13 protein-coding genes are annotated in these 14,900 nt (G+C 61.2%); 11 read left to right on the forward strand and 2 right to left on the reverse strand.

The window, feature by feature from the left end; translation table 11 throughout:
- Positions 1–218: 218 nt before the first annotated feature.
- A complete protein-coding gene (locus tag IE266_RS10765) occupies positions 219–980 on the forward strand; it encodes an SDR family NAD(P)-dependent oxidoreductase (protein WP_189680085.1) in 762 nt (253 codons plus the stop codon).
- A 302-nt stretch (positions 981–1,282) separates the two neighbouring features.
- On the opposite strand, the gene IE266_RS10770 is transcribed toward IE266_RS10765, so the two are convergent.
- Positions 1,283–2,473 (reverse strand): flavin reductase, encoded by a 1,191-nt coding sequence (locus tag IE266_RS10770; protein ID WP_189680086.1) that lies wholly within the window; start codon positions 2,471–2,473, stop codon positions 1,283–1,285.
- A 331-nt stretch (positions 2,474–2,804) separates the two neighbouring features.
- Between IE266_RS10770 and IE266_RS10775 the strand changes: the two genes are divergently transcribed.
- Together IE266_RS10775 and IE266_RS10780 are read left to right on the forward strand one after the other, a co-directional pair.
- Positions 2,805–3,746: a TAXI family TRAP transporter solute-binding subunit gene (locus IE266_RS10775; protein WP_189680087.1), complete on the forward strand. Its 942-nt coding sequence runs from the start codon at positions 2,805–2,807 to the stop codon at positions 3,744–3,746.
- Positions 3,747–3,767: 21 nt separating this feature from the next.
- A complete protein-coding gene (locus tag IE266_RS10780; protein ID WP_189680088.1) occupies positions 3,768–5,741 on the forward strand; it encodes a TRAP transporter permease in 1,974 nt (657 codons plus the stop codon).
- A gap of 11 nt (positions 5,742–5,752) precedes the next feature.
- Here IE266_RS10780 and IE266_RS10785 read toward each other — a convergent pair whose 3' ends face one another.
- Positions 5,753–6,559 (reverse strand): IclR family transcriptional regulator domain-containing protein, encoded by an 807-nt coding sequence (locus IE266_RS10785; RefSeq protein WP_189680089.1) that lies wholly within the window; start codon positions 6,557–6,559, stop codon positions 5,753–5,755.
- A 53-nt stretch (positions 6,560–6,612) separates the two neighbouring features.
- On the opposite strand from IE266_RS10785, the gene IE266_RS10790 reads away from it, so the two are divergent.
- From IE266_RS10790 to IE266_RS10825, 8 genes are all read left to right on the forward strand, one after another.
- Positions 6,613–8,229 carry a rhodanese-like domain-containing protein gene (locus IE266_RS10790; RefSeq protein ID WP_189680090.1) on the forward strand — a complete coding sequence of 539 codons (1,617 nt, stop codon included), beginning with the start codon at positions 6,613–6,615 and terminating at the stop codon, positions 8,227–8,229.
- Positions 8,230–8,332: 103 nt separating this feature from the next.
- Positions 8,333–9,466: an acyl-CoA dehydrogenase family protein gene (locus IE266_RS10795; protein WP_189680091.1), complete on the forward strand. Its 1,134-nt coding sequence runs from the start codon at positions 8,333–8,335 to the stop codon at positions 9,464–9,466.
- 30 nt (positions 9,467–9,496) lie between these two features.
- Positions 9,497–10,297, forward strand: a complete 801-nt coding sequence (locus tag IE266_RS10800; RefSeq protein ID WP_189680092.1) for a peroxiredoxin family protein — start codon at positions 9,497–9,499, stop codon at positions 10,295–10,297.
- Between the two features lie 10 nt (positions 10,298–10,307).
- The gene (locus IE266_RS10805) at positions 10,308–11,540 is read left to right on the forward strand and encodes an aromatic ring-hydroxylating oxygenase subunit alpha (RefSeq protein WP_189680093.1); all 1,233 of its coding nucleotides are present in this window, start codon (positions 10,308–10,310) and stop codon (positions 11,538–11,540) included.
- A complete protein-coding gene (locus tag IE266_RS10810; RefSeq protein WP_189680094.1) occupies positions 11,527–11,964 on the forward strand; it encodes a nuclear transport factor 2 family protein in 438 nt (145 codons plus the stop codon). Before IE266_RS10805 ends, IE266_RS10810 begins: the two co-directional genes overlap by 14 nt.
- A 19-nt stretch (positions 11,965–11,983) precedes the next feature.
- A complete protein-coding gene (locus IE266_RS10815) occupies positions 11,984–12,538 on the forward strand; it encodes a VOC family protein (RefSeq protein WP_189680095.1) in 555 nt (184 codons plus the stop codon).
- 93 nt (positions 12,539–12,631) lie between these two features.
- Entirely contained in the window at positions 12,632–13,486 is an 855-nt protein-coding gene (locus IE266_RS10820) for a fumarylacetoacetate hydrolase family protein (protein ID WP_229864027.1), read from the forward strand.
- 1 nt (position 13,487) lies between these two features.
- Positions 13,488–14,882, forward strand: coding sequence for an MmgE/PrpD family protein (locus tag IE266_RS10825; RefSeq protein WP_189680097.1), 1,395 nt, complete (start codon positions 13,488–13,490; stop codon positions 14,880–14,882).
- Positions 14,883–14,900: the final 18 nt, after the last annotated feature.

The raw sequence follows: 14,900 nt of genomic DNA on the forward strand, positions 1-14,900 counted from the left end.
TCCCGTCGGCGCAGATAGGCTCGCATGGCCGATGGCCAAGGATATATATGATTATCCCGTGGTTCCGGGGCGATTCAAATGAACAGAAGTCAATCCACGGATCACGCGATCCCGATGCGGAGCGTCCATTTTCATACCCTTTCGAATCCGGGACTTTCCTTGTGTACGGTAGGGATGGTAAACGTTTGCGCAACCAAAAATGCGCGAGGAGAAGTGACATGCCCACGATTGCTCGACCGGACTTCGCGGGCCGGGTTGCCGTTGTGACCGGGGGCAACCGGGGTATCGGGCTGGAGACCGCGCGGTTGCTGGCGCGCGGTGGCGCCCGCCTTTCGCTCTGGGCGCGCGACACCTTGCGCCTGGAGGCCGCGGCGACGGAACTGGCTGACATGACCGAGGTCCACATAGTCCAGGCCGACGTCGGCGACGAACAGGCGGTTCAGGCAGCGGCAAGGGCCGCCATCGACCATTTCGGACAGGTCGACATCCTGGTCAACAACGCCGGCACGCTCGGCCCGCGCGCGCCGGTCGGCACCTATCTGGCCAGCGACTTCGAGGCGGTTCTGCGCATCAACCTGATGGGCACCTTCCACTGCTGCTCGGCCCTGGTCCCGCATATGTCGGCGCGCGGATACGGGCGGATCGTCAACGTGGCCTCGGTGGCGGGCAAGGATGGGAACCCCTTCGTGTCAGGCTATGCCGCTTCGAAGGCCGCGCAGATCGCTCTGACCAAGTCGCTGGGAAAGGAAGTTGCCACGACCGGGGTGCTGGTCAACGCGGTCACGCCCTCGGCGAGCCCGACCGATATCTTCGGTGAACTCGACGAGGATCGCAAACGTGCCTTGCTGGCGAATGTGCCGATGGCCCGCTTCGTTGCGCCCGAAGAGGTGGCGCAGATGATCGGCTGGCTTTGCAGCGAAGCCTGTTCCTTTTCGACCGGGGCGACCTTCGATATATCCGGAGGTCGCGCCACGTTCTGATGCGCCCGCGCCTTGGAGGATATCGCCAGACTCGGCGATGGCCCTTTCAATCGCGGATGGCACCGGTTTCGCGGGACCTTTCACAAGCGGCAGATATCGTCGCGGGGTCCGCTTGTATGCGCAGCCCTCTCAAGCAGCGTCCCGAGACGCGGAAGGTGACGCGAGCCGCGGTCTCGCGTCTCGTGGTCGCCAAGGCCTGAAGATCGGGACATGTCGAAACACAGGAACCACGACGCGTGCTCCAAGGCTTGCCTGGCGCTGGACGCCGTGAAGGCTTGTCGCAAAATTATCCTGTGTGCCGACTATGCCGTTGGCTCGGTGGCCGGAAGAATGCTTCGGGTGCCTTGGACTGCCTCCGGCCTGCACGCGAGGCACGCTTGGATGAAGTCATTGACCAGCGGAGTGGTCACCTCGGATTTCCGCGTGGCCAATACCAGGGACATTGCGGGCAGGCTGCCCTCCTTAAGGCGTTTCTTCGTCGTTGTGGTGCCGTCATAGCCCGCCGCGCCGTTCGGTCGGGTGAACAGAATCGAATAGCCAAGGCCATTGCCGACCAAAGTGCGCACCATCTCGAACGTTCGTGCGCGGAAGGCGATGTTGGGCGTCAATCCGATGTCGGAGAAACGGCCGGCCAACATTTCAGTGACCGGGCTGCTGTCGAGAAGAATCATGGGGCGTCGGGAAAGCTCAATGAGATCAACGGCCTCCTTGTCCTCGAAAATGTCGCCACCCGGCAACAGGCAGTAGGGTTCCAGCTTGGTGAACTCTTGCGTTTGAAGTGTGGCCGGCAGTTCAAGATCGTGTGTTATCGCGCAATCTATATCGCCAAGTTCAAGCGCGATCAGCAGATCGCGTTGGGTGCCCTCGACAACATTCAGGTTCACATCGGGATGGGTGCCGCCAAACCGCGCAGCTATGCCTCCCATGAAGAACGGTCCCCAATTGGTCGAACACCCCACCGTAACCGAACGCTCCGTTGTGTCCGCTGCTTTCCGCGTGACCAGGGGAGACGGCTTGGCGTAGCCCCGGTTGGCGTAGATCAGTGGCGACATCCCCGCAGCGAACTCGATAGCATCCGCTTCGCCAATGAATATCCAGTGCGAGCCGTGAAGGATGGCTTCCTTCAATTGGCAGTCGAAGGCAACCAGGGCGTCGGGCACGACCGGGGCGCCGGTCTTGAGTCTGGTCCATTCGCCAAAGTCGAACTTGTCTGGATACTCGTCGCGGTGCCTTCCTGCAAAGACATCCGACAGGCGGACCTGGTCGTCGCGCAGCACGTTTACGCAAAAGGCGCCGTTCTCCCTGATCGCGTCGGCGGCGCTGCTGGTCTTGTTGATGCAGACGAGCAGTGAAGGCGACGCAGAATCAGCCGAAACGGACGACATGGCGCTGACCGTCACCCCGTGCCGTCCGGCCGGGCCGTCAGTTGTGATCACCGAAACGGTGGAGGCAGATCGGCTCATACCCTCCAAGAATTTCTGACGCAGTTCCATATCGCCTCACAAAGTTCACATGATGCACATTTGTGCGATATTTTGAGGTTTTGCCGCAGGTTTGTCAATCATCCACGGTTGGAGCTGCCTCATTGGCGACGGCCGGGGATCTTGCTCATCCAAGGCAGGTCGCAAAACACGTTGACAGTAAAGATGCACTCGCCTAGCATTTAATGAACAAACGTGCGCTATGCGCACATTTGCATTGGGGGGACCTAAGTGCCATGGCCAAGGGGCGCGCAAAAACCCTGCGCCGCTTTGCGCCTTGGTGCGGGACATTTGGAAACGCGGGCGGCATATCTGAATCCGTGCCGCATTGGGAGGAGAAGACATGAAAATACTAGGTTCACTGGCCATGGCCGGGGCAATCGCCTTTGCTGGCGTCGGCCATGCGCAGACCATCTCGCTCGGCACGTCCCCGCAGGGCTCTGCCTCCTATCTTACCGGAGCGGCAGTCGCGAAGATCATCGACCAGGCGACCGATTTGAACCCCCGTGTCATCCCGGAAGGCGGCTCGGAAGTTTCCCTTACTCGTGTCAACGCGGGTGATCTGCAACTGGCCATCGCCACGACGCCGCCACTCTATCAGGCTTGGCTGGGCGGGACGGAATATCGGGGCCAGAAGCAGGAGAACATTCGGGTCATCGCAGTGCTGCGCACACTTCGGACAGGGTTGATGGTCCGGAAGGACTCGGACATTCAAACAACCGAAGACATCAAGGGCAAACGCGTGGCCGATGGTTTCGCGCGTGTGCGGGCAGCGGCGCTGATGCTCGACGCAAAACTCGCTGCTGCGGGCGTATCCAAGGATGACGTTACTCTGATTCCGGTTCCGGATGGGGGCCGCGCGGTCGACGACCTTGTTGCCGGAAACCTCGACGTCACTTCATTCTCGCTGAGTTCCGGGAAAACGCGCGAGGCAGAGGCGGCAGTTGGAATCCGGTTCATTTCTGTTCCCGACACCGAAGAGGCCAAGGCGCGTGCTGCAGAGGTCTTGCCTGGTTCGTTCATCGAACGGGTAGAGCCGAATCCGCAGTATCCGGGTGTGACCGAGCCTCTCAACGTCTTGTCTTCGAAGTATGTGCTGACTGCGAGCGCGAGCTTGGACGAGGCTGTGGTCTACCAGATCGCGAAAGCGCTGCACGAGAACAAGCAGGCCTTGATCGAAGCCTATGCGCCCATGGCCGAGTTCGAACCGGACAACATGCATCCGGACGTCGGTGTGCCCTATCACGATGGCGCGCTCAAGTTTTACAGCGAAATCGGCAAGTAACCAGAATAACGCGAGAATATGATGGCAAACCATGGTGCGGAAGTCTCCGCTGATTCAGTCGGAAGCGAAGTGGCAACTTCATCCGAGGCAACCGTTCTCGTCAAGTTTGCACATCTCTTATTGATTGTTCTGGTCCTGGCGGCCCTTGCCTGGGCCGCCGATCTCTACCGGGCTGTCGGCATGCTCTTCATGAACGAACAGTATTACGCGGGCATCCTGGCTCTGGGGCTTCCCGCGCTGTTTCTGCTCGTTCCGGCGAATGGCCACCAGGCTTCTGCCCGCCGTAGCCCGCCATGGTACGACGTGGTGATCGCCGTTGTGATGGCGCTCACCTCGATCTTCATCATGGTGCGTTACGAGGCAATTATCTACAACTTCCAGGGCGCGGAGGTTTCGACAATTGCTGCAGCGCTCCTGCTCTTGCTCGGCATTCTGGAAGGACTTCGTCGAACGGCAGGAACATTTCTGTTCGCGTTGCTGCTCGTGTTCGTGCTCTACGCGTTCTTCGGCTACCTGTTGCCTGGCAGCCTGCAGGGGCAACGGGTAACCTTCGAACGGCTGGTGCCGTATCTGACGTTGGACGCCAATGGCATTTTCGGCGTGCCGATGCAGGTGGCTACGACCGTGATCGTCGCCTTCATGTTCTTCGGTTTCGTTCTGGAACCGGCCGGGGGCGGCAAGTTCTTCACCGACCTGGCAATGTCCATGATGGGGAGATACCGCGGCGGCTCCTCGAAGATTGCGGTGCTCGCGTCGAGCCTGTTCGGGTCGATCTCCGGCAGTGCCGTCTCCAATGTGGTTGCAACCGGAAGCGTGACCATTCCCCTGATGCGTCGCGGTGGCTACTCGGCCTCGTCTGCGGCTGCGATCGAGGCTGTCGCGTCGACCGGCGGTCAGCTCATGCCGCCCCTGATGGGCGTCGCGGCCTTCCTGATGGCCGAATTCATCCAGGTTGACTACACCTCGATCGTCTATGCGGCGATCATTCCGTCGGTCCTGTATTTTGCGGCGCTCTTCTGCGTGGTGGACCAGCAGGCCGCACGCGACAAGATCTCGGGCATTGACAAGGCGCTCATCCCGTCAGGCTCCAAGACGCTGCGACGGGGGTTCCTCAACTTCATCCCGTTCCTGTTCATCATCGTCGGCCTGTTCCACTTCAACCTGAAGCCCGAGACGGCGGCTCTCTATGCCGCGCTGACGGTGATCCCTATCGGATACTTCTTCGGTTACGGAGGCGCACGCCTGAGCCTGAAGGCGCTGTATACGGCAACCCTGAGCACGGGCCGGGCATCGCTCGAAATGCTCATGATCGGCGGCGCGGCCGGCATCATCATGGGCGTCCTGAACATCACCGGGTTGGGGTTCGGCCTGACGCTCGAACTTGTTCGCATCGCCGGCGGAATGCTCTTCCCGCTGCTGCTCCTTTCGGCTCTTCTCTGCATCATCCTGGGCATGGGGATGCCGACGACGGGCGTCTACATTCTCCTCGCAACGCTCGTTGCGCCCTCCATTGTCCAGCTCGGGGTCTCCCCGATGGCGGCGCACATGTTCGTGCTCTACTACGGGATGATGTCGATGATCACGCCACCGGTCGCAATCGCCGCCTTCGCCGCCGCGACCCTGGCAAAGGCCCCGTTGATGGAGACGGCGTTCAAGGCGGTGCAGTTCGGCTGGTCAGCTTTCTTGATCCCCTTCCTTTTCGTCTTCTCCCCGGGTCTCATCATGGAAGGTGACTGGGTCGATATCGCCTTCACCTTCGTTACCGCGCTGGTCGGCGTGTGGTGCGTCTCGGGTGCCATTACGGGATACCTGACGCGTCCGGTAACCAGGTTCATGCGGCCGATCTATCTCCTGGTGGGGCTGGCGCTGCTTCTGCCGGTCGACATCTTCTCGGGCGCGCATATCGTCAACGCAGTGGCGGCAGTGGGCCTGGTTGCCCTGCTGGCCGCCGCCCGCTTCGCCGGTCCCGCGGTTGCGGTGGAGCAGGCCAAGTGATCCGGAAGGCTTCAGTTGCCGGTCTTGCGCGACGGAAGCATGTTCAGGGCTTCGATCTTCGCCGCCACGTCCCGCAGTTGCGGCAGGTAGGTCTCAACAAGCTCGGCCGTGGTCGCGTAAGAGACTTGGAAACTTGTATTCAGGGCGGCGGCGATATCGCCCTTCCGGTTACGGAGGGGCACCGCAATCGAACGGATGCCAATCTCGGTCTCCTCGTTGGAGATCGCGTACCCGAGGTCGCGGACATTCTCGATCGAAGCCATCAAATCTCCAAGCGACACCGTCGTATTCGGGGTTCTGGCCTTCAACTCGATGCTGCCAAGAACCTCGGCAATCTGCTCGTTCGGAAGGCCGGACAGCAATACGCGTCCCATGGAGGTGGAATAGCAGGGAAAGCGCGAGCCCACCGTCACGTTTATCGCATAGACGCTGCGGCGGCTTTGCGCCCGCGCGACGTAGATGACCTCGGCATTGTCGAGAACGCCAATCGAGATGGTTCCAAGCGTCGTCTCGCAATAGGAGTCGAGGAAGGGCTGGGCCGCTTCCCACACCGGCATGGACGAGAAATACGAGAAACCGAGCTCCAGCACGCGCGGCGCAAGAACGAACTGCTTCTTGTCCTGACGGACATAGCCCATGTCGACCAGTGTCAGAAGCAATCGCCGCGTCGTTGCCCGGTCCAGATCAACTTTCGCCGAGACTTCGCTCAGCGTGGCGCCATCGGGAAACTCTCCCAGCGCACGGATCGTCACCAGTCCGCGTTCCAGAGAGCGGACATAGGCCTTGTTCGTGGTTCCGGACTGCTCGTCAGCGCTCATTCGCATGGACCTTCATGTTTGTGCGGTATGCGAACTAATAGGGCTAATCTGAAATGATTTCTACTGCCGAATTAATTTCACCGAAAGATCTGGTGGCCGACCTGGAGCGTGAACGGGAGCTGTGCCTCCTCGATGTGCGCGATCAGGGAGTCTACGCTCGCGGTCATCTTTTCTTCGCGCGCTGCCTTTCCCTGTCGCAGCTGGAAGCCGGGATCGAGCGACTGGTGCCTCGCAAGGGAACGCCGATCGTGCTCTGTGACGACGGCCGGCAGGACGCCACGTCGCTGAACCGCATGGCGTCGGCCCGGGCCGTCCTGATGTCCCTTGGCTACGAAACGGTTCGCTGCCTGGACGGCTCCGCCGCGGAATGGGAGCGGCACGGACTGAAGCTCTTCGAGGGAATCTACGTCCCGAGCAAGGCTTTCGGCGAGTACATCGAACACGTCGACGAAACGCCATCGATTTCCCCCGAAGAGTTGCATGCCTTGCGCAGCGATAACCCTGGGATCCCGGTTGTCGACTGCCGGCCTCTCGAGGAATTCCGCAGGATGAGCCTCCCCGGTGCCGTGAATTGCCCGGGCGGAGAGCTGATCTACCGGCTGCCCGCGCTTCTTGAAGCACCCGAATTGCCGGTCGTAATCAACTGTGCGGGGCGCACCAGAAGCATCATCGGCGCGCAGACCCTGATCGCCTCCGGGATTCCCAACCCTGTCTACGCGCTTAGAAACGGAACGATGGGTTGGGAACTTGCCGGTTTCAGCGTCGAACACGGGAAGTCGCTTGAGGTCGAGAGGCCGGATGCCGCTGCCATGCAGGGCGCGCGGGCAATGGCCGGTACCTGGCGGAGCGCGGAAAAGATCCCCGTCATTTCCTGGGACAAGTACCTGGAGATGGAGTCTGCGGATGACCGGACCACCTATCTCTTCGACGTTCGCGACCCCAAGGAGTTTGCGGAAGCAAGGCTGACCGGGGCCCGCAATGCACCCGCCGGACAGCTGGTTCAATGCACGGATACATATATCGGCACGCTCCGCTCGCGGATCGTGCTCTTCGATGACGCAGGGGTCAGGAACACGATGGCCGCTTACTGGTTGCGGCGTTCCGGCTGGCGGGAAGTGTTCGTTCTGGACGAAGGCCCGATGGAGACAACTCCGCAGGGTATCTGCCGCTTCGCCCATCTTGTTCCGCCAGAGGCGAGACTTGCTGCCGAAACGGCACGAGCGCGAAGTGAAGGCGCAACCCTTCTGGATCTGTCTCCCAGTGGCGTCTTCCTTCAAGGTCATGCTCCCGGTGCGCTTTTCACATTGCGGGAAGGTCTCCTGGAGCGGCTGCTCGGGGCGGGCATCAGGGGCCCCCTGGTCATAATGGCCAGGGATCCCGACATTGCCTGCCTGGCCTATCGCGATATCGCGTCGAATTGGCCTGATGATGTTATGGTCCTTTTCGCCGATCACGGCGAATGGCCGGCGGCCTTTGGTGATTTCGAATCGGGCTTCGTCAATTCCCTCAGCCCGCCGCAGGACATGTGGCATACGCCCTCTTCGCCGCTTGGGGGCGGGAAACCCGCAATGGTCGAATACCTGAACTGGGAAGTCGATCTGCTTTATCGCGCCGAGAATGAACCCGGTTGGGCCTTGCGACCCCAGCAGTCGGTGCAATTGCCTCGGTAACAGACCTGGTCAGCAAAACTTGCCTTGACTCAAGGGGCAATAAACGCAATCTTGATAAACAAACGCACAAATGTGCGACATGTGAACAAAAACGGGATATCGGATGCTTGGACTGAACTCACATCACGTCGCCCTCGTCGAGAGGCTGGATGAAATCGTTTCCAAGGGCATCGCCCGAAGGGCAGCGGATTATGACAGAAGTGCCGAATTCCCCGTCGAGGATTTCAACGACCTCGGCGCGGCAAATCTCCTGCTTGCGACCTTGCCCGAGAAAGACGGCGGCCTCGGCTACAATTTTGACGGCCGCGATCCCTTGTCGTTCTTCCTGATAATCGAGCGCCTCGCGAAGTCTGCTCCTTCGACGGCACACTGCTTCCAGACGCACAGCAATGCGATGCAGATCCTTCGCGATCAGGGCAGCGACGAGCAGGTCAAACGTTTCAGCGAACCGACGCGCACGGAAAACAAGCTGCTTGTCGGCTCGGCTTCCGAACCCGGCGGGGGAAGGCATTCCTCGACCGCGCTGCCCGTCAACGGCGGTTTCAATCTAAATGGCGTCAAGCACTACGCGACGAATGCCACGCATTGCACCTGGATGACGGTGCATATGTTCAATACCGCGGCCCAGAGAATGGAAACCGTGGTTGTCAATACCGCCACCGAAGGTCTCGAAATCGATGAAAGCGTCTGGGATCCGAGCGGGATGCGTGCCTGCGTCAGCCCGTTGTTGACATTCCGTGATTGCTTCGTTCCGGAAGATTGCATTCTCCGGAATTCGCGAAACTTCTACGAGGAGCTCTGGCTCGCGAAGATCAACTTCGGCTTCACCGCCAATTACCTCGGAACCATCCAGGGTATGCATGAATTTGCGCGGGATTATCTGAGGGACAAGGGTCAGAAGGACAACGAGACATATCAGAGCGCACTCGGATCGATTTCCGCCCGCACGGATGCGGCACGCCTTCTTTTCTACTACGCGGCCAATCTCATTCCCACCGAACGTGAAAAGGCCATCGTGCTGAGCAACAAGGCGAAATGGCTGGCCGTTGAAACATTCAACCAATTGGCCGGCGAAATCGGCCAGTTGGTCGGAAGCTCCGGCTTCTTCCGCAAATACCCGTTGGAACGTCTCGTGCGGGACGGGCAGGTGCACACGCTGCACCGCCGGCACCATGTCGGTGCGATGGTGGTCGGCCAGTACGAACTGGGCCTCCAGTTCGACCTGAACAGATCCTGATGCACGCGACGACCGAGAAAGGAGGACTCGATGGAAATTGACCACCGCTATACGCCTGACGAAACCTATAATACGCCTACTCCGGGATCCTGGTCGCGGGCCTGGCAAAGCGACCCCATGGGGGGTGAGCTCAATGAGGAATGGGGCCGGCTCATCGACACGTTCCGCTCCACGGCGCCCCTCGGCTCGCTGGCGCCCGACTTCGAGCAGGAACGTCTCGGGGGAGGGACCTGGCGACTGTCGGACCTCCTCGGAAAGAAGTCCGTCCTGATCGTATTCGGCTGCTACGCCTGCCCGCCCTGCGTCACAAATGTGCGCACGAGCAATCCGAGCCTCGTGTCGCTCTACGAGATCTACAAGCAGGATATCGAGTTCTGCTACGTCTACACGCGCGAGGCGCATCCGGGGCAGAAGATCGTTCCGCATACCTCGATGGAGGACAAGCGGCGTCTGGCCCAGCGGCTCCAGGACGAGGAGCAGCTGACCTTCCCCCTTGTCATTGACGACATCGAGGGCACGACGCAGCGGTCCTATGTCGACCCGCACTTCAACAACCCGGTGTTCCTGGTCAACCGCGCCGGCATCATCTCTTACAAGTCGGCATGGCTGGATTCATCTGAACTTCCCCAGGTGCTGGAAGATCAGGTGCTTTGGGACAAGCGGTCCCAGACGGACAAGACCATCAAGAAGACCTTCAGCGAGCGGATCAGGCTGCTGCACGAGCCTTTCGATGGCAATTGCAATGCGCGGATCAAGCGCCTGATGGGTGAAATCGGCCTGGCCCAGGCCGCAATGGGCGCAATCCCCGGCGTCGATTCCGAGAAAATGTGAGAGGTTCAGAATGCTGAAACTTGCCGAAACGATACACGCCGGCCCCTTCGTGGTCGACCGCGCCTGTTACACCGATCCGGGTATCTACGACCTCGAACAGAAGCACATCTTCGGACGCTCCTGGTCCTTCGTGGCCCACGAAAGCGAACTGGCCGAACCGGGCGACTACCGCACTGCCGAGGTCGGCGGGCAGCCGATCATCGCTGTCCGCGGCAATGACGGGAAAATTCGCGGCTTCTACAACAGCTGCCGCCACAAGGCGACGCTTCTGCTGACCGAGCGGTCCGGGAAGTGCGAACGCATTCGTTGCCCGTATCACCATTGGACCTACGACACCCAGGGCAACCTGAAATCGGTGCCGCGCGTCGAGGCATACGGGCCGGATTTCGACCTCGACAAGCTCGGCCTTGTCGAAGTCCCCGCGATCGAACAGGTTTTCGGGCTGGTTTTCGTCAAGCTCACCACCGAAGGACCCGATCTCAAGTCCTACATCGCCGACGCGATGCCCTACCTCGAAGAGATCGCGCTCTATACCGACGAACCGCTCGATACGATCGGGATCTACGACTATCTCTATGACGGCAACTGGAAACTCCTCATGGAGAATACGGTTGACGATTATCACGCCGAATACCTCCACGACTACGCCTTCAAGCAGCGCGCCTCGGTCTTCGGAATGAAGGGCAACGCGGGCTTCATGGCAGAGGAGGGGAGCCACTTCTCGGTCGATCTCGGCATCCACGGGGCCTTCGACCAGAAGGATGCGGCCGAAACGCTCGTCGTTCAGCAGGTGCGCAATCGGCGGGTCTATCTGAACATCTTCCCGTCGCTGATCGCTCTCTACAACCCGGTCTGGGACGTCACCGCGTTGCGGGTGATCGTGCCGATCGCCGTGAACAAGACGCGGGTCGTGAACTATGTCCTGGTGCCCGCCAGCGCAGACAGCGAACGCCGGCGCAAGATCGGCGAGCGCTTTCATTATTCCTGGGGGCCGGGCGGCCGCGCGGGCGTCGATGACATCGAGATCTTCAGCCAGATCCAGAAGGGCCTGATGGCACGCCACGGCGGGCGCGTCATCGTCAGCCGTGGGCACATGAACCCCGGTCCTGTCGGCGGCCCGACCGAAGATCATGCTGTCCGTTCCTTCTGGGCGGGCTGGCGTTCTCTGATGGCCGACGCGGTCAACATTGGGGACGAGACTGCTAACCGTGAAATTCTGGAACGCGAAAATGCAACAAGCTGATTTCGACAAGGCCGTCGCCTCGATCATGCAGACGTATATCCGTCTGCTCGATCAGAACTCTTTCGACGAGTGGCTGGGGCTTTTTGCCGAGGACGGATACTATTCGGTCCTGCGAGACATCGAATACAAGGACGGCGACAACGTCCTTCTGATCGGTGAGGACATGCGCCGGCTGACCGCGCGGATCGAGTCCGGTCGCACGCGTGACTTGCGACGGCGTATGCACGCGATCTGCTGGACCCACGCGAACGCGGCGGAACTCACGGCCCAGGCCGGGTTCATGGTCTGGCTCAATGGCCGTCCCTCGACCTGTGGCCGCTACGAACTTCAGTTCAGCGTCACAGACGGCAATCTCGCGATCCGCAACTGCACGGCGGTCCTCGACACGATCGACATCCTCGACACGATCTACCTGCCGATATGAATTTCCGAAAGGATCACAGATGACAAACGCTCTTCTCAGTTTCAGCCATGTCGGCATCTTCGTGAAAGACATCGAGCCGATGGCCGAGTTCTATCAGAAGGTTCTTGGCCTCGTTGTCACCGACCGCGGCGATCTTCCCGGTCGCACGCTGGTGTTCATGAGCGGAGACGCCCGCGAGCACCACCAGGTTGTGCTGGCGACGGGACGCACCGGCGATCTAAATGACAAGGTCGTCAACCAGATATCCTTTCGGGTGGAGACGCTCGAGGAATTGCAGGCGCACTACCGGCGTATTAGCAAGGTCGGCGGCGCGAGCGATTTCCGGGCCGTCAACCACGGCAACGCCTGGACGCTCTACTTCCGCGATCCCGAACTCAATCGGATCGAGATATTCACGGACGCTCCCTGGTACATCGCGCAACCCTGCGCCGAGCCTCTCGATCTCGACAAATCCGCCGAGGAAATCCGGGCCGAGACCCGCAAGCTCTGCGAGGACGACCCCACCTTCGTCCCGATCGAAGTCTGGCGCGAGCGCATTGCCAAGAAGATCGCCGACGCGCGCGCCCTCAACTAACCGGATAGCAGAACAAAAATGCAGATTAGATTTGTAAGCTACGCCAGCAATGGCGTCGAGCAGGCCGGCTATTGCCTGAATCCGGCCGACCTCATGCCGGGCGCCGATACCGAGATCATCTCGCTCGATGCCTTCTTTGCCTCCCAGGGCCTGCCGGCATCGACCTCGCTGACCGATGCAATCGCGGCTTTCCCCGATCTCGCGGAACGGTTGCTCGCGGCCGGTGCAGACCCGGCCGGCACACGGGTGCGCGCGTCCGACGTGCACCTGCTGGCGCCCATCCCGCGTCCGAAGAAGAACGTGTTCTGCGTCGGGCGCAACTACAAGGCGCACGTCAAGGAAGCCTCCGAGGCGCGCGCCAAGGAGGCCAAGATCCCCGAGCATCCGCAGTATTTCAGCAAGCCTCCCACAACGGTTGTAGGTCCCGTCGATGACGTTCCGTTGCATGAGGGCCTGACCGAGGCGCTGGACTACGAGGTCGAGCTGGGCATCATCATCGGCAAACGCGGCGTCAACATTCCGCGCGAGCAGGTTTTTGACCACATCTTCGGCTATACCGTCATCAATGATGTGACCGCACGCGACCTTCAGAAGCGTCACGACCGCTGGTTCAAGGGCAAGGGCCTCGACGGGAGCTGCCCGATGGGGCCATGGATTGTCCCGGCGGGCGACATCCCGGACCCGGATGCCCTGGAAGTCCGCCTCAGTGTTAACGGGGAAATCCGCCAGAACGCCAGCGTCGGTGAAATGATCTTCGACATTCGGGAACTCGTTTCCGTTCTGTCGCAGGGGATCACGCTTGAACCGGGCGACATCATTGCCACCGGGACGCCCAGCGGTGTCGGCTTCGCGATGAAGCCGCCGCGCCTGCTGGCGGACGGCGACGTGATGGAACTGGAAATCCCGAACGTCGGACGGATCCGCAACACGGTCCGCGCCGGTATGTGAGATGTCGCAGACAAGCGCATCAGATCGCGACGCGCCAGTCGCCACGGAAAAGGCACTGGCGCGTTTCGCGGTGGGGCCATTGTCGCTCTCGGATGAAGACGCCGGGATCGGGCGCCGCAACCTGCTCGAAACCGTCGTCCTTGGCATCGCCGGGGTCGACGGACCCGGCGTTGCCAGTATCGAGCAACTGGCACGTGCCGAATGTGCAGCCGGGCCGGCGACGGTCTGGCGCGGCGGTCCGTCGCTGGCTCCCTCCGGCGCGGCGATGGTGAATGCCGCGGCAACGAGTGCGCTCGACGGCGATACGCTCTACGGATCCGTTCACGCCGACGCGGTGATCGTGCCCGTCGTTCTGGCTGTTGGCGAGGCTGTCGGCGCCAGTGGCGTGGATGTCCTGTCGGCCCATGCGGTCGGTTGCGAGGTGATGTGTCGCCTGTCCGAGGCCGCCACGCCGCCACAAAGGGGCTGGACGCATACATCGCTCTACGGGGTATTCGGGGCGGCTGCGGCAACTGCTCGGCTCCTGGGGTATAGCGAAGCCCAGGCGGCCCAGGCGCTCGGCATCGCGCTGAGCCTCGCGGCCGGCAGCCAGCAGACGAATATCGACCGGGCCCTGACAAAGCGGCTTCAGCCCGGCCTCGCAGCGCGGCACGGCATTTTCGCCGCTGCCGCGGTCGGACATGGCGTAACGGGGGCGACGAACTGGCTGACGGGCCGCGGCGGGCTATGGTCGTTGTACCAGGGCGGCGAGCCGTCGCGACTGCTGGAAGGGTTGGGGGCCTCGTTCCTGTTTCCCAGGGCCATCCAGAAGGTCTATCCCGTCTGCAGTTGCAGTCACGCGGCGATGAGCGCCCTCGCGGACCTCATGGCGAAGCATGGCCTTGTCGGGCACGAGATCGACCGGATCGCGGTGACGATCACGCCCTTCATGAACCATATGGTCGGCGGCGGGTTCGATCCCTCCGAGAACCCCGTGGTGGCTGCACAGTTCAGCCTTGAATACGGGCTTGCCTGCATGGCCCTGCGCGGAAAGTGCGACCTGGCCGATCTCGATGTCGACCGTGTTCGCGACCCGGAGATTGCCGCCTTTTGCAACCGGATCGAGATATCGGTCGACACCAGCCAAACCGGAGAGTTGACGCCCGCCGTCGTCGAAGTCTCGACCCGCCAGGGGCGTTTCTCGGGCTCGTGCGACACCATGCCGGGAAGCCCCGAACGTCCCATGACCGGGGCGGAGTTTACAGAGAAGTTGGTCGATTGCCTCGCCCAGCGGAACAAGGGCAGGCCGCAGCGAAATCTCGCCCGCCTGAGCGACGCCGTGGAGGCGCTGATCGAAATGCCGACTGTCAGGGACCTGAATGGTCTGATCGCGGCGATTGCAAACGAAGGAAAGTAGAATGACGAAACTTGTTGG

This window comes from Seohaeicola zhoushanensis (assembly GCF_014656415.1).
GTDB classification, from domain to species: Bacteria; Pseudomonadota; Alphaproteobacteria; order Rhodobacterales; family Rhodobacteraceae; genus Seohaeicola_A; species Seohaeicola_A zhoushanensis.